The sequence below is a fragment of the Acinetobacter sp. UBA2581 genome, assembly GCF_002339435.1.
In the GTDB taxonomy this organism is placed as follows: domain Bacteria; phylum Pseudomonadota; class Gammaproteobacteria; order Pseudomonadales; family Moraxellaceae; genus Acinetobacter; species Acinetobacter variabilis.
The window spans coordinates 1-19,918 of sequence record NZ_DDLD01000119.1; the positions used below are offsets into that span (position 1 = coordinate 1).

Annotated in this window: 21 protein-coding genes, 1 tRNA gene and 1 pseudogene; 10 read left to right on the forward strand and 13 right to left on the reverse strand. The window is 42.2% G+C overall.

The window, feature by feature from the left end; translation table 11 throughout:
* A pseudogene (locus tag B3Q46_RS14970) lies at positions 1-211 on the forward strand (hypothetical protein); the annotation flags it as partial.
* Between the two features lie 19 nt (positions 212-230).
* Here B3Q46_RS14970 and B3Q46_RS14975 read toward each other — a convergent pair.
* Together B3Q46_RS14975 and B3Q46_RS14980 are read right to left on the reverse strand one after the other, a co-directional pair.
* Entirely contained in the window at positions 231-845 is a 615-nt protein-coding gene (locus B3Q46_RS14975) for a CatB-related O-acetyltransferase (RefSeq protein WP_004784815.1), read from the reverse strand.
* A gap of 106 nt (positions 846-951) precedes the next feature.
* On the reverse strand, positions 952-1,356 hold the full coding sequence (locus B3Q46_RS14980) for a RidA family protein (RefSeq protein ID WP_175968002.1): 405 nt from the start codon (positions 1,354-1,356) through the stop codon (positions 952-954).
* A 138-nt stretch (positions 1,357-1,494) separates the two neighbouring features.
* Here B3Q46_RS14980 and B3Q46_RS14985 point away from each other — a divergent pair, with 138 nt between their 5' ends.
* Positions 1,495-2,076 carry a TetR/AcrR family transcriptional regulator gene (locus tag B3Q46_RS14985; protein WP_175968000.1) on the forward strand — a complete coding sequence of 194 codons (582 nt, stop codon included), beginning with the start codon at positions 1,495-1,497 and terminating at the stop codon, positions 2,074-2,076.
* Positions 2,077-2,152: 76 nt separating this feature from the next.
* Here the strand turns inward: B3Q46_RS14985 and greA are convergent, their stop codons facing one another.
* The 3 genes from greA to carA form a co-directional block, all read right to left on the reverse strand.
* Positions 2,153-2,629 carry a transcription elongation factor GreA gene (gene greA / locus B3Q46_RS14990; protein WP_005236827.1) on the reverse strand — a complete coding sequence of 159 codons (477 nt, stop codon included), beginning with the start codon at positions 2,627-2,629 and terminating at the stop codon, positions 2,153-2,155.
* 85 nt (positions 2,630-2,714) lie between these two features.
* Positions 2,715-5,945, reverse strand: coding sequence for a carbamoyl-phosphate synthase large subunit (gene carB, locus B3Q46_RS14995; RefSeq protein ID WP_034170174.1), 3,231 nt, complete (start codon positions 5,943-5,945; stop codon positions 2,715-2,717).
* A 13-nt stretch (positions 5,946-5,958) separates the two neighbouring features.
* The gene (gene carA / locus B3Q46_RS15000) at positions 5,959-7,098 is read right to left on the reverse strand and encodes a glutamine-hydrolyzing carbamoyl-phosphate synthase small subunit (RefSeq protein WP_005236823.1); all 1,140 of its coding nucleotides are present in this window, start codon (positions 7,096-7,098) and stop codon (positions 5,959-5,961) included.
* Positions 7,099-7,408: 310 nt separating this feature from the next.
* Between carA and B3Q46_RS15005 the strand changes: the two genes are divergently transcribed.
* Together B3Q46_RS15005 and B3Q46_RS15010 are read left to right on the forward strand one after the other, a co-directional pair.
* Positions 7,409-7,897, forward strand: a complete 489-nt coding sequence (locus B3Q46_RS15005) for a hypothetical protein (RefSeq protein WP_175967998.1) — start codon at positions 7,409-7,411, stop codon at positions 7,895-7,897.
* 101 nt (positions 7,898-7,998) lie between these two features.
* On the forward strand, positions 7,999-8,223 hold the full coding sequence (locus tag B3Q46_RS15010) for a hypothetical protein (RefSeq protein ID WP_175967996.1): 225 nt from the start codon (positions 7,999-8,001) through the stop codon (positions 8,221-8,223).
* A gap of 280 nt (positions 8,224-8,503) precedes the next feature.
* On the opposite strand, the gene B3Q46_RS15015 is transcribed toward B3Q46_RS15010, so the two are convergent.
* Positions 8,504-9,043, reverse strand: a complete 540-nt coding sequence (locus B3Q46_RS15015; protein WP_034170177.1) for a DOMON-like domain-containing protein — start codon at positions 9,041-9,043, stop codon at positions 8,504-8,506.
* Between the two features lie 11 nt (positions 9,044-9,054).
* A complete protein-coding gene (yhbY, locus tag B3Q46_RS15020; protein WP_004784797.1) occupies positions 9,055-9,378 on the reverse strand; it encodes a ribosome assembly RNA-binding protein YhbY in 324 nt (107 codons plus the stop codon).
* A gap of 196 nt (positions 9,379-9,574) precedes the next feature.
* On the opposite strand from yhbY, the gene rlmE reads away from it, so the two are divergent.
* The 5 genes from rlmE (at position 9,575) to B3Q46_RS15045 (ending at position 14,323) form a co-directional block, all read left to right on the forward strand.
* The gene (gene rlmE, locus B3Q46_RS15025) at positions 9,575-10,225 is read left to right on the forward strand and encodes a 23S rRNA (uridine(2552)-2'-O)-methyltransferase RlmE (protein WP_004784794.1); all 651 of its coding nucleotides are present in this window, start codon (positions 9,575-9,577) and stop codon (positions 10,223-10,225) included.
* 133 nt (positions 10,226-10,358) lie between these two features.
* Entirely contained in the window at positions 10,359-12,248 is a 1,890-nt protein-coding gene (gene ftsH / locus B3Q46_RS15030) for an ATP-dependent zinc metalloprotease FtsH (protein WP_034170205.1), read from the forward strand.
* A gap of 107 nt (positions 12,249-12,355) precedes the next feature.
* A complete protein-coding gene (locus B3Q46_RS15035) occupies positions 12,356-12,970 on the forward strand; it encodes a GNAT family N-acetyltransferase (RefSeq protein WP_286716552.1) in 615 nt (204 codons plus the stop codon).
* A gap of 78 nt (positions 12,971-13,048) precedes the next feature.
* Positions 13,049-13,903, forward strand: coding sequence for a dihydropteroate synthase (gene folP / locus B3Q46_RS15040; protein WP_262736140.1), 855 nt, complete (start codon positions 13,049-13,051; stop codon positions 13,901-13,903).
* 105 nt (positions 13,904-14,008) lie between these two features.
* The gene (locus B3Q46_RS15045) at positions 14,009-14,323 is read left to right on the forward strand and encodes a DUF5713 family protein (protein ID WP_286716554.1); all 315 of its coding nucleotides are present in this window, start codon (positions 14,009-14,011) and stop codon (positions 14,321-14,323) included.
* Between the two features lie 27 nt (positions 14,324-14,350).
* On the opposite strand, the gene B3Q46_RS15050 is transcribed toward B3Q46_RS15045, so the two are convergent.
* The 3 genes from B3Q46_RS15050 to B3Q46_RS15060 form a co-directional block, all read right to left on the reverse strand.
* Positions 14,351-15,040: a hypothetical protein gene (locus B3Q46_RS15050; RefSeq protein WP_262736138.1), complete on the reverse strand. Its 690-nt coding sequence runs from the start codon at positions 15,038-15,040 to the stop codon at positions 14,351-14,353.
* Positions 15,041-15,133: 93 nt separating this feature from the next.
* Positions 15,134-15,219, reverse strand: a tRNA-Leu gene (locus tag B3Q46_RS15055).
* Positions 15,220-15,400: 181 nt separating this feature from the next.
* Entirely contained in the window at positions 15,401-16,129 is a 729-nt protein-coding gene (locus tag B3Q46_RS15060; protein WP_286716555.1) for a hypothetical protein, read from the reverse strand.
* Positions 16,130-16,297: 168 nt separating this feature from the next.
* On the opposite strand from B3Q46_RS15060, the gene B3Q46_RS15065 reads away from it, so the two are divergent.
* Positions 16,298-16,804 carry a hypothetical protein gene (locus tag B3Q46_RS15065; protein ID WP_262735888.1) on the forward strand — a complete coding sequence of 169 codons (507 nt, stop codon included), beginning with the start codon at positions 16,298-16,300 and terminating at the stop codon, positions 16,802-16,804.
* A 38-nt stretch (positions 16,805-16,842) separates the two neighbouring features.
* Here the strand turns inward: B3Q46_RS15065 and B3Q46_RS15070 are convergent, their stop codons facing one another.
* From B3Q46_RS15070 to B3Q46_RS15080, 3 genes are all read right to left on the reverse strand, one after another.
* The gene (locus tag B3Q46_RS15070; protein ID WP_262735889.1) at positions 16,843-17,121 is read right to left on the reverse strand and encodes a hypothetical protein; all 279 of its coding nucleotides are present in this window, start codon (positions 17,119-17,121) and stop codon (positions 16,843-16,845) included.
* A gap of 55 nt (positions 17,122-17,176) precedes the next feature.
* Complete coding sequence (locus B3Q46_RS15075) at positions 17,177-18,499, reverse strand: hemolysin family protein (protein WP_004784777.1); 1,323 nt, start codon at positions 18,497-18,499, stop codon at positions 17,177-17,179.
* A 131-nt stretch (positions 18,500-18,630) separates the two neighbouring features.
* Positions 18,631-19,620 (reverse strand): LysR family transcriptional regulator, encoded by a 990-nt coding sequence (locus B3Q46_RS15080; protein ID WP_004784775.1) that lies wholly within the window; start codon positions 19,618-19,620, stop codon positions 18,631-18,633.
* Positions 19,621-19,918 lie beyond the last annotated feature (298 nt).

Consider the following 19,918-nt stretch of genomic DNA (forward strand, 5'->3'; position numbering starts at 1 on the left):
CACTTCAAGTTTTACTCTGCCGTTTTTAGAAGGGAAATTCGATTTTTCGAGACTTTTTAAAGTCGTATATCAAGATATATACGGTAGGTCATATGAGCAATATATATCTTGTAATGTTTATAGCAATATTGACTGTGAAACAGAGCAAGTATATATAGATACAAAATGTGAAATCATCAATAAAGAAGAAGCTTTAGCTCGTAAAGTTTAATAAATACGATTATTTGCATTTAAAAAAAACTGACAATTTTATTCACATCATCCGTCTGCAACTGCTCACGCATTTTTAAAAACTGCTTTTCATCAATATCGTAGATTTTAAGGGAAAGCAGTTTTTCAATATCTTCTTGTGGGAAGCGGTATTTAATAATTTTTGCAGGTACACCACCTACAACAGCATAAGGCGGTACGTCTTTAGTGACTACTGCACCTGTAGCGACTACAGCACCTTCACCAAGCTTCACCCCTTGCATAATCATGGCACGAGAGCCAATCCAACACCCATCACCAATGACTGTGTCCCCAGCAGGCACAAAACTACGTGTATCGAACGGAAATGCTGAAATCCAATCGGTACGGTGTAACTGGTTGCCACCCATCATAATCACACATTCTGCGCCGAAACAGACGAAATTGCCGATATAGAGCTGATCAATCGGCTTCTCAGGCGTTGCAGGCTTATCATGTAAATAACGCACTACACAACGCTCAAAACCCTGATCCCAATAAGCTGAATAGTAGGAATAATTCCCTTTGATATGAATATTTGGGTTCTTCACCGTTTTAGAAATGAACTCGAATTCACACCAATGATTTACCGGAGAATTAATTAACTTTTCAGCCATAAGGGGGATACAAAAAATAGTGAATAAGAAATTATACCTAATCGGTGTTTAAACTTGCTGAATAATATCTAAAAGACGCTCAAGCGACTGCGAATAACGCAAATGATTAGACTGGTGGGGATGCTGTAGGAATACGAGCAATCACTTTAATTTCAAAATCAAAACCTGCTAACCACGTGACACCTACTGCTGTCCAGTTAGGATAAGGCTTCTCTGTAAATATCCGACTTTTCACTTTCATGATGCTTTCGAACTGCCGTTCCGGATCAGTATGAAAAGTTGTGACATCGACAATATCATCGAAAGTACAGCCAGCTGCATCTAATGTAGCAGCCAAGTTTTCAAAGGCTCGTTCTACCTGTTTCTCAAAGTCAGGTTCGGGGCTGCCATCTTCACGGCTACCAACCTGACCGGATACAAATAATAAATCTTCTGATTTGATGGCAGCAGAATAACCATGCTGTTCATACAAAGCATGGCGATCTTGGGGAAATATTGCAGTTCTAGTCATGATAATTCTCGCTCAATTTTAATTTATACGTATTTTAGAAAGCTGTTTAGATCTTCACATACGTATCGTATGTAAACATAATTGACATACGAGACGTATGTCAATTAAAATTTTTCACAATGCTGATGGAAACAACATATGTCTGTACGTGAACAAAAAATGGCGGAAACCCGCAAAAAACTCATAGAAGTCGCACGTCGTGCATTTGCTGAATATGGTTATGCGGATACTTCAATGGATAAGCTCACGGCAGAAGCAGGGCTGACCCGGGGTGCGCTATACCATCATTTTGGAGATAAAAAAGGCTTGTTTGCCGCCGTGGTCGATCAGATTGATTCAGAAATGGCTGAATATGCCGGGCAACATCTGGAGCAGCCTGATGATCTATGGGAAGGATTGATGTTGGAAGGGCGTACTTATATTGAAAATGCTTTGAATGCTGAGTTTCAACAGATTGTGCTACGTGATGGTCCGGCAGTATTAGGAGATCCCGCACATTGGCCAAGTCAAAGTAAATGCCTGCAGTCGACACGTGAATGCGTAGAACAGTTACTGGCTGAAGATAGATTGAAACCAGTCGATGCACTTGCTGCGGCAGTCTTGCTAAATGGTGCAGCAATGAATGCAGCACTGTGGGTTGCTTCTAGTGAGGAACCTGCACAGGTCTTACCTCAGGCTTTACAGGCATTTGAAGCATTGGCGTCTGGATTTTTAAAATAAAGCCGATAGAAATTTCTAGGTTCAATAAAAAACCCCTCATCTGAGGGGTCTTACAGCCTAAAATATCTATTTAAAATTAGATATATTCAACGCTTACGATTTCGTATTCAACTTCACCTTGTGGAGTTACGATTTTCACATCGTCGCCTTCGTTTTTACCCAGCAGACCACGCGCAATCGGAGAGTTTACAGAGATCTTGTTGATCTTAAAGTCTGCTTCGTCATCGCCTACGATTTTGTAAGTTTTGCGTTCTTCAGTGTCCAGATTCTCAATAGTCACAGTGACGCCAAAAACTACACGACCGTTTTGCTCCAGTTCTTTAACATCAATGACTTGGCAAGCACCCAGTTTACCTTCGATGTCCTGAATGCGGCCTTCACAGAAACCTTGCTGCTCACGTGCTGCATGATATTCTGCGTTTTCTTTTAAATCCCCATGCTCACGTGCCTCTGCAATCGCTGCAGTAATACGTGGACGATCCACAGTTTTCAGTTGGTGTAATTCTTTCTCTAAGGCAAGCTTGCCTTCGGGAGTCATAGGATAACGTTGCATAGTTGTCCCTCAGTAATAAAAATGAAAGTCTATAAATGAAAAAAAGCCCGCCACCGAGAAGGTGACGGGACTTCTCAGTAACGAATTAACCTACTGTTAAATCTTGCAAACGATATACATCCATTGGCAATTTAATTGCTAAAGCTTGGCATACAGCATCAGCACCATTCAAGGTAGTTGTGTTATACACTTTACCTTGTAGCGCTGAACGACGGATCGAGAATGAATCTTCCTGCGCTTTTTTACCTTCAGTCGTATTGATTACAAGGTGGATTTCGCCGTTTTTAATACGGTCCACAATATTTGGACGACCTTCAGTTACTTTGTTTACGCGTTCACATTCAAGACCAGCTTCGCTAATCACTTTAAATGTACCATCAGTTGCAAGAATCTTGAAGCCTAGGTCAATCAATTGTTTCGCAATGCCTGCTGCACGAGGTTTATCTGAGTCACGTACAGAAATGAATGCGTGTTTCACTTCACCTTCTGTCGGAAGACCAGGTAGACGTTCGTTCGCACCTAGAACAGCTTTATAAAATGCTTCACCGAATGTTTTACCAACACCCATCACTTCGCCAGTCGATTTCATCTCAGGGCCAAGGATCGGATCAACACCAGGGAATTTGTTGAATGGGAACACTGCTTCTTTTACAGAGAAGTGTTCAGGGATAATCTCTGAAGTGAATCCTTGAGATTCTAGAGATTGACCCGCCATACAACGTGCAGCCACTTTCGCTAAAGATTCGCCGATACACTTAGAAACGAACGGCACAGTACGTGATGCACGTGGGTTCACTTCCAGGATGTAAACGTCTTTGCCTTTAACCGCAAACTGAACGTTCATCAAACCGATTACGCCAAGTTCTTTTGCCATTGCAATTGTCTGACGACGCATTTCGTCCTGAATCTCTTTAGACAAAGAATAAGGAGGAATCGAACATGCTGAGTCACCTGAGTGAATACCTGCTTGTTCAATGTGCTGCATGATGCCGCCAATTACTACGTCTTTACCGTCAGATACGCAGTCTACGTCAACTTCAATTGCATCATCCAGGAAGCGGTCAAGCAGAACAGGTGCTTCGTTTGATGCTTGAACCGCATCACGTAAGTAACGTTTGAGTTCTTCGTCGTTGTACACGATTTCCATCGCACGACCACCAAGGACGTAAGAAGGACGTACAACAAGTGGATAGCCTACTTTAGATGCTTCAGCCATACCTTCTTCAGCAGATTTTACGATGCTGTTATTTGGTTGACGAAGTTGCAGACGTTGAATCATTTGCTGGAAACGTTCACGGTCTTCTGCGCGGTCAATCGCATCAGGAGATGTACCAATGATCGGCGCACCCGCTTCTTCTAAAGCACGAGCCAGTTTCAAAGGTGTTTGACCACCGTACTGCACGATAATGCCTTTTGGCTTCTCGATACGTACGATTTCAAGCACATCTTCAAGTGTAATTGGTTCGAAGTACAAACGGTCAGATGTGTCGTAATCCGTAGAAACAGTTTCAGGGTTACAGTTCACCATGATGGTTTCATAGCCGTCTTCACGCATTGCAAGGGCAGCGTGTACACAGCAGTAATCGAATTCGATCCCTTGACCGATACGGTTAGGGCCGCCACCAATCACCATGATCTTGTCGCGGTTAGATGGATTAGATTCACACTCTTCATCATAAGTTGAGTACATATAAGCAGTATCAGATTCGAATTCTGCAGCACATGTATCCACACGTTTGTAAACTGGAGTGACGCCCAGGTTCCAACGGTGTTTACGGAATTGTTTTTGTGAAATGCCCATCAAGTCCGCAATGCGAAGATCTGATAAACCTTTACGTTTGAATGCACGGATGTTGTCTGCGTTCAAGTCGCCAAAACCTAAAGTTTTGATCTGGTTTTCAGTTTTGATGATGTCTTCGATTTGAATCAAGAACCAGCGGTCAATGTTCGTTGCAGCGAATACTTCGTCTAAAGTAAAGCCGTGACGGAATGCGTCGCCCACGTACCAAATACGCTCAGGACCTGGCACTTTAAGCTCTTGCAAGATTTTGTCGCGCGCGCCTTCAGCACCCACTTCAATTTTTTCGTCAAAACCAGAAGCGCCCACTTCAAGACCACGAAGCGCTTTTTGCATAGACTCCTGGAAGTTACGACCAATGGCCATCACTTCACCCACAGATTTCATCTGTGTTGTCAAAGTTGCATCAGCTTGTGGGAATTTTTCAAAGTTGAAACGAGGAATTTTGGTTACAACGTAGTCGATTGCAGGTTCGAATGATGCAGGTGTTGTACCGCCAGTGATGTCGTTTTTCAACTCATCAAGCGTATAACCCACAGCCAGTTTCGCTGCGATTTTCGCAATCGGGAAACCTGTTGCTTTAGATGCAAGAGCAGATGAACGAGAAACACGCGGGTTCATCTCGATCACAACCATACGGCCGTCTTTCGGGTTAATACCGAACTGAACGTTAGAACCACCTGTTTCTACGCCAATTTCACGAAGTACAGCTAGAGAAGCGTTACGTAGTAACTGGAATTCTTTATCTGTAAGCGTTTGCGCAGGCGCAACAGTGATCGAGTCACCTGTGTGCACGCCCATTGGGTCGAAGTTTTCAATGGTACATACAATGATACAGTTGTCGTTTTTGTCACGAACAACTTCCATCTCGTACTCTTTCCAGCCAATCAATGATTCATCGATCAATAACTGGTGAGTAGGAGAGAGGTCGAAACCACGTTCACAGATTTCCAGGAATTCTTCACGGTTGTAAGCAATACCACCGCCTGAACCACCCATAGTGAATGATGGACGGATAATCACAGGGAAGCCGAAGCGCGCTTGAATCTCAAGTGCTTCTTCCATAGATTCAGCAATTGCAGCTTTTGGACACTCGAGACCAATTTTACGCATTGCTTCGTCAAACAGTTTACGGTCTTCTGCTTTTTCGATCGCTTCTTTGGTCGCGCCAATCAGTTCAACGTTGTATTTTTCAAGAATACCATTGGCATCCAGTGCAAGGGCACAGTTCAGTGCAGTCTGGCCACCCATCGTTGGAAGGACAGCATCTGGACGCTCTTTTTCAATGATTGCTGCAACAGTCTGCCAGGTAATCGGTTCGATATACGTCGCATCTGCCATTGCAGGGTCGGTCATAATGGTCGCTGGGTTAGAGTTCACCAGAATAACGCGGTAGCCTTCTTCACGAAGCGCTTTACATGCTTGAGCACCTGAGTAGTCAAACTCACATGCTTGACCGATGACGATCGGACCAGCACCAATGATCAAGATGCTTTTAATGTCAGTACGTTTAGCCATGATGCTTCCTTAATTACTTCTTAGATGCTTCGATAAGTTCGATGAAATGATCGAACAATGGTGCGCAGTCATGTGGACCAGGGCTTGCTTCAGGGTGACCCTGGAAGCTGAACGCAGGTTTGTCTGTACGATGGATACCTTGGTTTGTACCATCAAACAGTGAGCGATGAGTCACACGCAATACCGCAGGCAAGGTGCTTTCATCCACTGCGAAGCCGTGGTTTTGAGAAGTAATCATCACTGTACCAGTTTCGATGTTCTGTACAGGATGGTTAGCGCCATGGTGACCGTGCGGCATTTTTACCGTTTTAGCACCCGATGCAAGAGCAAGAATCTGGTGACCCAAGCAGATACCAAATACTGGAATTTCAGTTGTTTCAACAATTGTTTTTACAGCTTCAATTGCGTAGTCACATGCAGCTGGATCGCCAGGACCATTTGACAGGAATACGCCATCTGGATTTAACGCAAGTACTTTTTCAGCAGGAGTTTGTGCAGGCACCACAGTCAATTTACAGCCGCGGTCTGCGAGCATACGCAAGATGTTGGTTTTGACACCGTAGTCGTATGCAACCACATGGAATTTAAGTTCAGGTTGAGTAAAGCCTTTGCCAAGTGCCCATGAGCCTTCAGTCCATTCGAAACCGGTCGGATCACAGCATTCTTTCGCAAGGTCTAAACCACTTAAACCACCGAATGCACGTGCTTTTTCGACTGCTTCTTCTTCAGTGATGTTTTCACCCGCAAGGATACAACCGTTTTGTGCACCTTTATCACGCAAAATTCGAGTTAATCGTCGCGTGTCGATGTCAGCAATGGCAACTACATTGTGCTGTTTTAAATAATCACCAAGTGATTGATTCGCACGGAAGTTACTATGTAGTAAAGGAAGGTCACGGATAATTAAACCGTTTGCCCATACTTTATGAATACGACCTGATTCAGCGTCTTCTTCGTTGCAACCTGTGTTACCGATATGTGGGTAAGTCAGCGTTACAAGCTGCTGTGCATAACTAGGATCAGTCAAAATTTCTTGATAGCCAGTCATGGCAGTGTTGAAAACGACTTCACCAGTCGTACAACCCGATGCGCCAATTGAAGTACCTTTAAAGATAGTTCCGTCGGCAAGGGCTAAAATTGCTGGGGTGCTCAAACCAAAGCTCCTGAAATTTAGGCTGTAAAAAAGCGAGTAGACGAAAAAAAAGGAAGGTTAATTTTTAAACCTACCCTCCTATGTCTGCTCGCTTGAACTTAACACGGCATTATACGCAGAACCACCCCCCAAGTCCAATAGCTTTACAGCAAAAGTATGAGATAAATGGCTTGCTTTTTGCTTGAAAGTCTGTTTTACGAACAACGTAAAAAAATGTAAGCAATTAAGAATTGTCTAACAAATCAAATCTTAATTTTTATCAAAACTACTAATATGAATGAGTCGTAATATAACTATAGGAATAAGACACATGACTACAGCAGCGAAATCTTCCCAATCCAAGAAAAAGATCAATACCGTGGTTTCAGAAACGACTGAACAGCTTGAAAAAGTAGCAGCTGAAGCCAAAGAACAGGTGGTAGAAACTATCGAAGAAAGCAAAGAGAAACTTGAAGTCGAAGCGAAACAGCTGGGTGATACTGTGCAGGAACAGTTACGCCAGTTAAAACAGGATCTGTTACAACGGATAGATACTCTGAAAGAGCAGTTATTTGGTTCGCAAAAAGAACTGACTGAATTAACCAGTTTTATCAAAACCGAATTTACCGCAGTGATTGAAGACTTATCCAATATGGGTAAAGAACTGAAAGAAGATGTCAGCCAGATCTCGACCAAACATAAAGAGCATCTGACTGGTACATTCAAGCGCTCAAAAGACAGCACCATTGAGGTCCTGAAAAAGGTCAAACCCATGGTAAAAGCTGAAAGTTCAGAAAAAAGCCCTGAGCTGAAGAATTAAGGGAATACGCTGACTTAAATTGCATGAAAGGAGAACTGGATACGTTCTCCTTTGTCTTTTTGAGGCAAACGGACTCACAATAATAATGAAAGGGGGTCACGATGCAGCAGCATTATTTTGCAGGTGTACTTGGTTTACTGACGCTGATTATGATGCTTAATCTGGAAAGTTGGTTGATGCGTGCACTTTATCTGGGTGTGATGATGTTATGCTTGGGATTCTTTGGACTAACTTTTGGAACGATTATTCTGATCATCTTCACGTTAACTGTAATTTTTTATGCCGCGGTAAAATCAGTGCAGGACAATCACCGCTTACATCACTAAAATGTCGAAAACAATTAAAACGAACTCTTAGTCTATCAGCTTAAATATCATTTAAATTATTATTAAAGTAGCCAGCCCTAAGTATAGAGAGCAGGCTAGTTGTATCAATTTAATGCTAATTGACCTGAATCCATGTAATGAAAATACAGGTAAATATTTTCCTCAAGCTATAACAGCCAGCTTTGAACGCATGAACTGGAAAAGCCCATAAAAAAACGTGAGACTTTAATGCTCACGTTTTTTAATATCTTTTTTATCCAGCAAATGCTTTTAATCTGCATTAAAAGACATGCAGCCAATCCCGTTTATTGTGGAAGTCTGCTTCTGGACTGCTGTGCTGCATTGCAAAGTATTGATCACCTTGTGAGGTTTTTAATACTGCTGTCAGACCAATAAACAGGTCTGCCCATTTAAGTTTGTGCTCAACCATAAACTCGGTCAGATCCAGACTGACATTCAGACCATAATGGGTGCGTTTAAGCTGATTCAGTTCGATATCGTATGCAGCAGGTGGCGGCATATCTTCCGGATAGCGATATTCCTCAAACTGATAGGCTTGCCAGGCCTGAGAAGGGGAGAGATTGATTTCGCGATAATAATCTTCACCCTGAACCCCGATAAAGATTTCAAAGCAGGTCTGTTCCCACAAAAAATCACGACGGGGATGTGCAGTAACCATTTCTGGCCACAGCACGTACTGGTTGGGATCGCGCAACCAAAATCCGACATTCAAGCTGCATGGATTTTGCTGTTCGATGGCACCGACCAATGAGATTGCCTGAAAACGGCGATCAAATGCGCTGAGTTCGTAACTGGCCATAAATCCTGTACTTAGTTAGAAAGATGGGCAAAACGGACAAGATTGGATAACTTCTGGTTTTGCTTTGGAGCTTTCTTGTAAAGCAGCGCAATTTTACCAATAGTTTGTACCACTTCAGCACCTGTAGTTTCTGAAAGTTCAGCAATGAGTGCTGCACGTGCTTCACGGTCTTCAGCCACCACTTTTACTTTAATGAGTTCGTGATCATTAAGGGCACGATTTAGCTCTTCAACTACAGATTCAGTTAAGCCTTTGTCACCAAGCATTACAACCGGGTTTAATGCATGTCCAATTTGACGTAAACGCTTACGTTCCTGAATAGATAAAGACGCCATGAGAGATAACCTGATTTTTAAAACGGCTTAGTATAGCAAAAGCGAAAAATAAACGCTGTAAATTCTCAGGAAATAATCACTTGTAAATAATCGCAAATCACACCGGAATACTCAGATTTAGATACACATGTATACTGCAAAAAATGTGTTTTTCACGTACAATGAATCATTAGAAGTTTTTTTTATTTAGAGAGTTATGGCAACACGCATTACCAACCAAAAGTTATCTAAAAGTAGTCGTGCGTGGATGAGAGAGCATCTTGATGACTTTTATGTGAAAAAAGCACAAAAAGAAGGTTATCGTGCCCGTGCTGCGTACAAGTTGCTAGAAATTCAGGAAAAATACGGCATTATTAAACCCGGCATGACTGTAGTGGACTTGGGTGCTGCCCCAGGAAGCTGGTCCCAGATTGCCGGAAAACTGGTCGGTGACAAAGGTCTGGTGATTGCATCAGACATCTTGGAAATGGATGCGCTACCTGATGTGACTTTCTTGCAGGGCGATTTCCGTGAACAAGAAGTATTCGATAAATTGTTAAATATTTTAAACGGACGCACAGTAGACGTTGTAATTTCAGATATGGCCCCCAATACATCAGGTAATAGAGCTGTAGATCAACCACGTCAGATTTATTTATGTGAACTTGCTCTGGATTTTGCCAACAAGGTACTCGGTCCGAAAGGACAGTTTGTAGTGAAAGTATTCCAGGGTTCAGGTTTTGATGAATTTCGTAAAGAAGTCGTTAACAGTTTTGATGTATTGAAGACGATTAAACCTGCTGCATCACGTGCCCGTTCGAAAGAAGTGTTTTTGGTCGGACAGGGACGCAAGAAGGCTTTGAAATAAAGTTTACTTGCCAACACGTTAAAAATTGTGCATTTTGTAGGTTTTTACATTATTGCAAATTGATTTGCAGCTTATTGATTAAGGTCACCCTTCGAGGGCATGATCAAATTAGATTGGAATGGGAAATAAAGCTTTGAGCGATCTTTTTAAGAATGCCGTATTGTGGCTCGTGATACTGGGTGTGCTGGTGTTAATCTTCAGCAACGTCAGTGACCGCAATCAACCGACTACAATGAACTATTCGGAGTTTGTTGCCGCGGTCAATGCTGGCCAAATTAAACAAGTTACAATTGATGGCGAAAGAATTCGCGGTGAAAAATCAAACGGTTCAGAGTTTGAAAGCATTCGCCCGGCAGTTCAAGACCCAGAACTGATGCCAAGCCTGATTAAAAATAATGTAGTCGTTGAAGGTGAAGCGCCTCAACGTCAAGGCTTGCTCATGCAATTGCTGATTGCAAGTTTCCCTGTGCTTCTAATCATTTTGTTATTCATGTTCTTTATGCGCAACATGGGTGGCGGTGCAGGCGGCAAGAATGGCCCAATGAGCTTTGGTAAATCTAAAGCGAAAATGCTATCTGAAGACCAGATCAAAGTAACATTTACTGATGTGGCGGGTTGTGATGAAGCAAAACAGGAAGTGGTCGAAATCGTTGACTTCCTGAAAGATCCTGCAAAATTCAAACGTCTGGGTGCGACTATTCCTAAAGGCGTCTTGATGGTGGGTCCTCCAGGTACAGGTAAAACCCTGCTGGCTAAAGCCATTGCGGGTGAAGCAAAAGTTCCATTCTTTAGTATCTCAGGTTCTGACTTCGTTGAAATGTTTGTCGGTGTCGGTGCATCTCGTGTACGTGACATGTTCGAACAGGCAAAACGCCATGCACCATGTATTATCTTCATTGATGAGATTGATGCAGTCGGTCGTCATCGTGGTTCAGGTACAGGTGGCGGTCATGATGAACGTGAACAGACTCTGAACCAGATGCTGGTAGAGATGGACGGTTTTGAAGGCAATGAAGGCATTATCGTGATCGCTGCAACTAACCGTGCTGATGTACTGGATAAAGCTTTACTTCGTCCAGGCCGTTTCGACCGTCAAGTCATGGTAGGTCTGCCAGATATTAAAGGTCGTGAGCAAATCCTGAATGTACATTTGAAGAAATTGCCTTCTACTACGGGTGTAGATGTCAAAGTGCTTGCTCGTGGTACACCAGGCTTCTCAGGTGCACAGTTGGCCAACCTTGTAAACGAAGCGGCATTATTTGCTGCACGTCGTAACAAGAACACCGTCGATATGCATGACTTTGAAGATGCGAAAGACAAACTGTACATGGGCCCTGAACGTAAATCGATGGTACTTCGTGAAGAAGAGCGTCGTGCTACGGCTTACCATGAAGCAGGTCATGCAATTGTGGCAGAAATGCTTCCAGGTACAGATCCTGTGCATAAAGTCACCATCATGCCGCGTGGCTGGGCATTGGGTGTCACCTGGCAGTTGCCTGAGTTTGACCAGACTAGCCATTATAAAGACAAGATGTTGAATGAACTTTCAATCCTGTTTGGTGGTCGTATCGCAGAAGAAGTATTTATTAACCAGATGTCGACTGGTGCTTCGAATGACTTTGAACGTGCAACTAAAATGGCACGTGCGATGGTGACCAAATATGGTATGTCGGACAAGTTAGGCGTCATGGTCTATGAAGATGACTCTCAACAGTCATTTATGGGTAGCATTGGTACCCGTACGATTTCTGAGGCCACCCAACAACAGGTAGATGCGGAAGTTCGTCGCATCATCGATGAGCAATACAAGGTTGCACGCGATATCCTTGAAAATAACAAAGATATTGCCCATGCCATGGTGAAAGCGCTACTTGAGTGGGAAACAATTGATCGTGAACAGATTCGTGACATTATGGAAGGTCGTGAGCCAAAACCACCTAAAGTTTATGTTTCAGACAATCCAGTGATTGATGTAACACCGACTGATGGTCCAATGACTCCTCCGCCATTACCAGCGAACTAAGTTAACAATTAAAACCACCTTCGGGTGGTTTTTTTTATGGCTATTATTTTGTCATATCTAGTTGAATGCTATAGTCAACTCATAAAAATCAATGAGTAAAAATAAGAATGAATTTACCTGTTCTGGAATCCGATATTTATCAGCTACGTTTGGAGCCACTGAGCTGGGAGCATTTTGCAGATTTAGAAACTGCATGTGCCGAAGGTGACTTAGGGGAAGTGTTATATAATTCGGTGCCTTACCTACATAAACTTAAACACTACTTTATCCAAGCTTTTGAACAGCAGTCCAAAGGTGAAAGAATGGCTTTTGCCGTGATTTATTTGAATTCGGGCCGAGCGATTGGCACCACCAGTTATCATGATATCAGGCCGGAAATTCCACGCGTTGAAATTGGCTTTACCTGGTATGCCAAACCTTATCAACGAACCTATGTAAATCGGGTCTGTAAATATCTTTTGTTGCAGCATGCATTTGAAGAGCTGAATGCTCACGTGGTAGGCTTTCGGACTGATCATCTGAATCTTAAAAGTCAAAAAGCTATTGAAGCTCTGGGTGCCAAACAGGATGGCATCATTAGATGTCATATGCTGCGTAAAGATGGCATGACACTCAGAGATAGTTATATCTATAGTATTTTAAAAAGCGAATGGGTTGATGTAAAAGCGTTACTGCAATCCAAGCTGATGCAATATTCCAATAAGAACTATTTTGAAATCTAGCTATTGAATAGATTGAGCTTTGCTTTATTGATCTTTCCATAAGACAATACCGGGGTTATTGTGAACTAGGATTGAACCATGCAGCTGAAGCCACTACGACCACAGATCTGGACTTTCGGTCATTTGAAACTGGATTTGTCTCAGCCGCATGTGATGGGAATTTTAAATGTGACTCCGGATTCCTTTAGCGATGGGGGGCTGCACAATCAGAAAGATGAGGCAGTAGTAAAAGCCCTGGAAATGATTGCTGATGGTGCCACTGTGATTGATATCGGGGGGGAATCTACACGTCCGGGTGCATCAGTCGTGGACGTTGAAGAAGAACTTCGTCGTGTGGTTCCAGTTGTAGAAGAACTATCTAAACATGATGTTATCATCTCGATTGATACTTCACAGCCAGAAGTGATTAAAGCAGCCGTGAAAGCGGGTGCACATATCTGGAATGATGTACGCGCGCTCACTCGTCCACAAGCGTTAGAGACGGCAGCAGAACTGAATATTCCGGTGATCATCATGCATATGCGTGGTGAGCCGACTACGATGAATAATCTGGATCAGTATCAAGACGTCACGCTTGATGTCATTACGGAATTAAAACAGCGGGTGCAGGATGCTTTAGATGCCGGGGTGAAAGCTGAGCATATTATGATTGATCCCGGTTTTGGATTTGCCAAAAATGCTGAACAGAACCTGAAACTATTGAACGAATTGTACAAACTGACTCAACTTGGTTATCCAATATTGTCGGCGTTGTCACGTAAACGCTTCATTGGACAGGTGCTGGGTGGAGCAGAAGCCGTAGAACGCGCAGTGGGGTCAGTAGCAGCACACTTGCTAAGTATTCAACAAGGTGCCTGCATGGTACGTGTACATGATGTCAAAGCGACAGCAGATGCGATTAAGGTTTGGAAGGCAATGCAAGCCGCAGTTTAATTGTTGGCTAGATTGTATGTCAGGCGGCGTGCTGTTTGGCTTTTAAGCGGCAATATGGTATATAGGGCACGCTTAATTTTTAGTTATAGTTTTAGAGTGCCTGTAATGTTTGCAGATTTACTTCTCCCAATGTTCGATGATGAATATTATCCCGATATTCTGGTTGCTGAAGTAAAGCAGCACATCGAACGTTTTGCCAAAAAGGTGATAAAATCTGGTTTATCTGAATATGAGATTTATCAGTTTGCCAATGCGACTGTGGCAGAAATCAATGAAATGAAGCCGCAGTTCGAAGACCTGGATTCCTCTTTAGATGATACCGCAGCAGATTATATTGCTGAAGCCATGATGATAGTGGTACAGGAACAGGGATACTTCGAAGTTGAAATGGAAGAGCTGGTCGCGACTCGTGAATGGTAGAAAAAGCCCTGTTAAACAGGGCTTTTTTTAATGATCTGAAAATACGTCTTTTAAATTTTTATAATGAATTTCTTCCAGTAATTTCTGCTCTTCCCGCATGCAGCTATGATGTAAATCCAGATAATACTGTTTTAAATCTTTGTGATAAGGCACTGGTTCCGGCTCTTTGCTTTGCGACTGCTGATAAGACCAGTAAGCCAGTTGACGGATTTTCTGCAAACGTACCAGAAGGGTGCTGCGAGTCGAAACTCTAAAACAAGGCTCGACTAAAACTGGTACAAGGCTACTGAAAGCAAGCAGGGCCAAGCAAGGCAAGGTAATAAATGCTGAGTGAAAATACTGATAATTTATAAATGACAGAATCGCAATCAGGGTTTGCATATACAGGCAGAGTTGTAAACGCTTGGCATAGCGGGCAGAACTGTATTTCGCCTGAAACTGGGCGCGCCAGATATAAGGATAAAGCATGCCAATCATGACAACGGTACCAGCACTGAGCGCCTGATATTTTGAAGTGACAAAGTCAGGATAAAACGGCAGCGAAAAGCACAGGCAGCAAAAACCTGTGATCATGATCAGAATACCGATACGTAAATACAGATATAGATCAGTGGTCTGGTTCAAATATTTATAACGGCCATAGCTGAGGCTGCAAAAGAATGCATCAGGATGGCGTAATTGCAATCTGGCTAGATCAAAAGAACGGGGTGCAGACATGGGGAGGGCACATTCTATTGGTGATAATCACGCATAAAAAAACCAGCTGAATGCTGGAGATTTTTCATTGCACCATTCTAATCAGAATTAAAATGGTGCCCGAGGCCAGACTCGAACTGGCACGCTTTGTGGGCGGGGGATTTTAAATCCCCTGTGTCTACCGATTTCACCACTCGGGCATGTGCGCAATAATAGAGGACGAAATAAAGCTTGGCAAGTAAATTTCAATACGTTTGCTTTATTTTCAAGCAATTCAGTAGCTTAAATTTAGAAATTAATTCTATTAATTCTATAGTGCTGGATGATAAGCGTGAGAAGTCATGTAATTTTCTATTTCAGGACGTGTTTAAAAAAAACTTTTTACAGGTGCTCATCCAGATAAGTATCGATATCGATGTATTTAATCTTCTTGCACTGCTCATGTTCCAGTTTAAACAAACGGGTATGCAAATCCGCATAGTGCTGAAGCTGATTTTTCAATTCTTCATTTGGGGAGGTCGGCTTGGAATGAAAAAATAATTTCAGACGCAGTTTCCAGGTTTGTTGATAAGCCCAGAAACAGATGCGACGTAACTGCTGCAGTTGATATTGTTCAGTGCCATTGATAGCAGGGCGGAACATATTTTCTTTATAGAACCGTACAAAACCGAAACTTATCCCGAAAAAGAATAGAATCCACATGGTCGTACTGCTTTGTAGAAAAACCAGATTCAGCGCTTCCAGTACAATGACTACAGTGAGTTTAATCGGTGTATGTCTTAAAAATTGATAGAGGGAATGAGAAGAGTGCCGGATCTGCTTGATCACCAGTGGAACCACCAGCATCAGAAATAGCAGAATAGTCAGAATCGCATAAGCTTGCGCCTGAAAGTCTTGGACAGTTGGTAGCTTAGAGGAGTAAACATCTTTGAGAACCAGGCTAATTGGTACAAACATCATGGCAGCCAGCACCCAGGGAATTAGTTCCTTGAGATCACTTAAAATACCCTTGGTTTTGATCTGACCATAAAACAGATAATTTCTTTTAAAGGCAGCCGGATAAAGCAGTTTAAGTTGCTGCAATAAAAGATCAATCTGTTTGGTTTGCATAATAAAAAGTAAATCAGAAACTTGCCGCCTACTATAGCCAATTTACGCAAGAATGATAGAGATGATCCGGATTTTGCAATTATTAGAGTTGAAGCTAAAGATTTTAATTTTTTAGTAAGGATTTATGCGAAAATAGTCCATTGCATATTTATTTTTTAGGGACAGTTTATGACTGATCAATCTCCTGCGACGCTAAGCGACATCGAAATTTTAGACATCCTTCAAACCATGAAGAATGATGAGCTAGATACAGAAGCAAAAGAAGTCATTCGTCAGAGTGGTAAAGCGGGTCGTCAGGAAGCGCATAAGCAGGCGTTGGTTGTATTGAATCAGTCATTTGAAGAAAAATTTGTTGAAGCGGTTTCTCTGGCTCTGAATCTGAATGAAGCACAAATCAAAAAAATCCGTTATAAGAAAGACCGTATCCGTATTTTAAAAGCCCGTGGTATTGATTACCTGGCGATTGATGGCGCGGAAACTGCCTTTGTACTGGCGCAGATTGCACAGGCGATTCTACGTGAAGATGCTGTCGTGACTCATGACCTGCATAATATTTTCCCATTCTGGAAAGAAGGCTGGCCAATGGTGCAATTTGATAATGCCTACAAAATCTTGCAGGAAGATATCCAGATCCATTATCAGGCAGTCCTTGAAGCGCTTTTATCAAAAATTTAAGCTGAATTGAATGTAAAGAAGCACCTTCGGGTGCTTTTTTAATGAGAATAAAATAGGGAAAGTAGCCAGTGCATAGGAAGGATAAACAGCCGCCACCAAGTGATGAGCGGATAATAAAAATATTCGCCTATTCTTAAAGTCGAATCAAATCCTTGCCGGTGCCGTTCATAAGGATAGGGAGTCAGCCAGATTGAAAGTAAAATAAGCACAATTGCTATGATCAGAAATACAGGCTGTTGATCTTGCATAAAGAAGAAATAGAATAAATATAAGGCCGAATAAAAACTCAGACAGGCGAGTAGCGCAGCAAGATTCATAAAAGTCTCATTATTATTGTTTTTGGAGTTTTAAAAAAATTGAAGAAGAACCAGGTTATTCTGATTCTTCTGTCGGTGGTTTTTTCACTTCCAGCATACGTGTAACCAGTAACTGGTCAATCTTGAAATGATCAACATCGACAACTTCAAACTTATAACCCGCATGTAGCACAATATCTGCAGGACGTGGAATCTTGCGCAGCTTGAACATCATAAAACCAGCCAGAGTTTCATAATTCTCTTCATCCGGCATTTCATCAATTTCCAGCGCATGTTTGATGTCTTCAATAGGCGTACTGCCATCAATCAGCCATGAATTGCTGTCACGTTTAATGATCTGCTGGTCTTCTTCCAGGGGAGTAACCCAGTCGCCCATCACGGTAATCATGATGTCGGAAAGGGTAATGACACCTACGACCAAGGCATATTCATTAATAACGACTGCAAACTTTTCCTTGGTCGAACGAAAACGGTCAAGTAATTCAGATAAGGTTAGCGTATCTGGAATGGTCAGAACCGTACGGATGGTATTTTCATTCAACTGAAGTAAAGACTGATTATTCAGAATACGAACCAGAATATCTTTGGAGTCGACATATCCAATTACATCGTCGATATTTTCATTACAGACCAGGAACTTGGAGTAAGGAAATTCAGCCAGTTTCTGGCGAATACTGGCTTCAGATTCTTTCAAGGTAAAGAACACCACATTTTCACGAGTCGTCATACTGGAAGGAACATTACGTTCTTCAAGCTCAAACACGTTCTCAATAAAGTGATGTTCCTGTTTCTGTAACACCCCTGCCTGAGCACCCGCATCCATTACCGCAGAAATATCAGCAAAGGTAATATTGTCATCTCGAATGGTATTAACTTTAAATAAACGGAATAACAGGTTCGCAATGGCATTGATGAACCAGGCCAATGGTTTACAGATTTTGATAAATACCTGAATCGGATTAATTACCGAGACAGAAATTTTTTCTGGAGCGATCATGGCCAGACGTTTTGGCATCAAGTCCGCAAACAGAATAAATAATGAAGTAACTGCAGTGAAGGATAAGCTGAACGCAATCGTTTCAGTCCAGGGACCTTGATAAAATCTGGAAAGTAAATTGATGATATAAGGACGGAAGGCGCCTTCACCTAAAATACCGCCTAAAATGGCAACGGCGTTTAAGCCGATTTGGGAAGCTGCAAAAAAGTCAGCAGAGTTTTCTTGTAAATCTAAAACTTTTTGAGCGCGAATATCTCCCGATTCAGCCAAAATTTTTAATTTGACCTTACGAGCACCTGCAAGCGCGATTTCTGTTAATGATAAAAAACCGGCCCCCGCGATGAGTAATAAGATAATCACGATGTTTTGAAAGAGGCTCACGAATCCACCTGTGGATTAATATGATCTAGCTAAAAATATTTTTAACACAAAAAAAGACTTGAGGTACAAATAAAGCAACTCAAGTCTCTAGAGTATAAGCTTAAAAATGAGCAATTTAGCTAATATTCAATTTAATAATGCGAAAATTGCGAATTATTCATTAAAAATTCACGATTTTCTTCTTCGATCATCTGACGCGCTACATATAGAATCAGCTGGCGTAACCAGCGATGGGCGGGATGATGATGCAATAAAGGACACCACGCCATCTTCAATTCAAACTCAGGAATATAGAATGGTGGGTCTTTAATGAGCAAGTTCTGGTTTTTGGCTTGCAGACGTGCAATACGGGTCGGTAATGTTGCTACAAGATCTACATTGGCAGCCAGAAGACCGGGCATCTGATAATGACGGGTAAATACCGAAATCTTACGTTTCTGACCAATACGCTCAAGGGCCTGGTCAATCCAGCCGAGACCTGCCTGTTTCTCAGGGTTTACCCCAAAGCCAACGCCCATACCAGTTTTTGATACCCAGATATGCTGTGCATCCAGATAACTTTTCAGATTCAGGTTGCCCGCAGCCGGATGCTTGTTATTTAACAGGCAAGAAAAGCTGTCACGCCAAACCAGTACCTGGTGGAAGCTTTGTGGAATTTCATTAAAACGGTTAATCGCCAGATCAACTTTACCTTGTTCCATGTCACGATAGGACACATCACTTGGCGTTAAGAAGTCGAGAACCACATTCGGTGCTTCTGAACGTAATGCTTTCACCAAGCGTGGTACCAGTGTGGCTTCAGCATAATCTGAAGTCATGATACGGAAGACACGATTTGAGGTATAAGGACGGAACTCGGTACGCGGTTCCAGAATCATGGAAAGATCCGCTAAGGCGTCGCGGATACGAGGTTGGAGTTCTAGTGCACGTTCTGTTGGAGTCATACCTTCAGAAGAGCGAATTAAGAGGGGATCATTAAATAAATTTCGTAAGCGACGTAAAATGTTACTCATCGCAGGTTGGGTTACCCCAAGTTGTTCTGCTGCACGCGTGACATTTTTTTCACGTAAAAGTACGTCAAGATAAATGAGGAGATTAAGATCGACCCGCTCCAGATTCATAAAAAAAATACCGAAAATAAAATTATGAAATTATATGGATTATGCCATAACTACTATAGCTTGTGTACGCAACTGATGAAAAAAAGCCCAGCTGATTGTACTGAAATACCTTTTTAGAGTCTCTTTCACTGTAGATTTTGCCAGCCTGAATCCTCCTCTATTTTTAAGAGCAGAAAGCAAATCTGGCTGCATCCAAAAACGAAAGAAAGGTATTTCTGCAAAACAGAGGAAATTAGCAAATAATGTGCCAGATTTGACTAAAAATATTTCCACAAATAAATGAAAAATAATTCCTTCG

What these genes read in the sequence shown, in the direction of transcription:
- B3Q46_RS14985 (WP_175968000.1), top strand. Translation starts at nt 1,495, where the DNA reads ATGTCTGTACGTGAACAAAAAATGGCGGAAACCCGCAAAAAACTCATA.
- rlmE (WP_004784794.1), top strand. Translation starts at nt 9,575, where the DNA reads ATGGCAACACGCATTACCAACCAAAAGTTATCTAAAAGTAGTCGTGCG.
- B3Q46_RS14975 (WP_004784815.1), bottom strand. Translation starts at nt 845, where the DNA reads ATGGCTGAAAAGTTAATTAATTCTCCGGTAAATCATTGGTGTGAATTC.
- carB (WP_034170174.1), bottom strand. Translation starts at nt 5,945, where the DNA reads ATGGCTAAACGTACTGACATTAAAAGCATCTTGATCATTGGTGCTGGT.
- greA (WP_005236827.1), bottom strand. Translation starts at nt 2,629, where the DNA reads ATGCAACGTTATCCTATGACTCCCGAAGGCAAGCTTGCCTTAGAGAAA.
- B3Q46_RS15065 (WP_262735888.1), top strand. Translation starts at nt 16,298, where the DNA reads ATGACTGATCAATCTCCTGCGACGCTAAGCGACATCGAAATTTTAGAC.
- B3Q46_RS15035 (WP_286716552.1), top strand. Translation starts at nt 12,356, where the DNA reads ATGAATTTACCTGTTCTGGAATCCGATATTTATCAGCTACGTTTGGAG.
- B3Q46_RS15005 (WP_175967998.1), top strand. Translation starts at nt 7,409, where the DNA reads ATGACTACAGCAGCGAAATCTTCCCAATCCAAGAAAAAGATCAATACC.
- B3Q46_RS15060 (WP_286716555.1), bottom strand. Translation starts at nt 16,129, where the DNA reads ATGCAAACCAAACAGATTGATCTTTTATTGCAGCAACTTAAACTGCTT.
- B3Q46_RS14980 (WP_175968002.1), bottom strand. Translation starts at nt 1,356, where the DNA reads ATGACTAGAACTGCAATATTTCCCCAAGATCGCCATGCTTTGTATGAA.
- B3Q46_RS15015 (WP_034170177.1), bottom strand. Translation starts at nt 9,043, where the DNA reads ATGGCCAGTTACGAACTCAGCGCATTTGATCGCCGTTTTCAGGCAATC.
- yhbY (WP_004784797.1), bottom strand. Translation starts at nt 9,378, where the DNA reads ATGGCGTCTTTATCTATTCAGGAACGTAAGCGTTTACGTCAAATTGGA.
- B3Q46_RS15080 (WP_004784775.1), bottom strand. Translation starts at nt 19,620, where the DNA reads ATGAATCTGGAGCGGGTCGATCTTAATCTCCTCATTTATCTTGACGTA.
- folP (WP_262736140.1), top strand. Translation starts at nt 13,049, where the DNA reads ATGCAGCTGAAGCCACTACGACCACAGATCTGGACTTTCGGTCATTTG.
- B3Q46_RS15050 (WP_262736138.1), bottom strand. Translation starts at nt 15,040, where the DNA reads ATGTCTGCACCCCGTTCTTTTGATCTAGCCAGATTGCAATTACGCCAT.
- B3Q46_RS15070 (WP_262735889.1), bottom strand. Translation starts at nt 17,121, where the DNA reads ATGAATCTTGCTGCGCTACTCGCCTGTCTGAGTTTTTATTCGGCCTTA.
- B3Q46_RS15045 (WP_286716554.1), top strand. Translation starts at nt 14,009, where the DNA reads ATGTTTGCAGATTTACTTCTCCCAATGTTCGATGATGAATATTATCCC.
- B3Q46_RS15010 (WP_175967996.1), top strand. Translation starts at nt 7,999, where the DNA reads ATGCAGCAGCATTATTTTGCAGGTGTACTTGGTTTACTGACGCTGATT.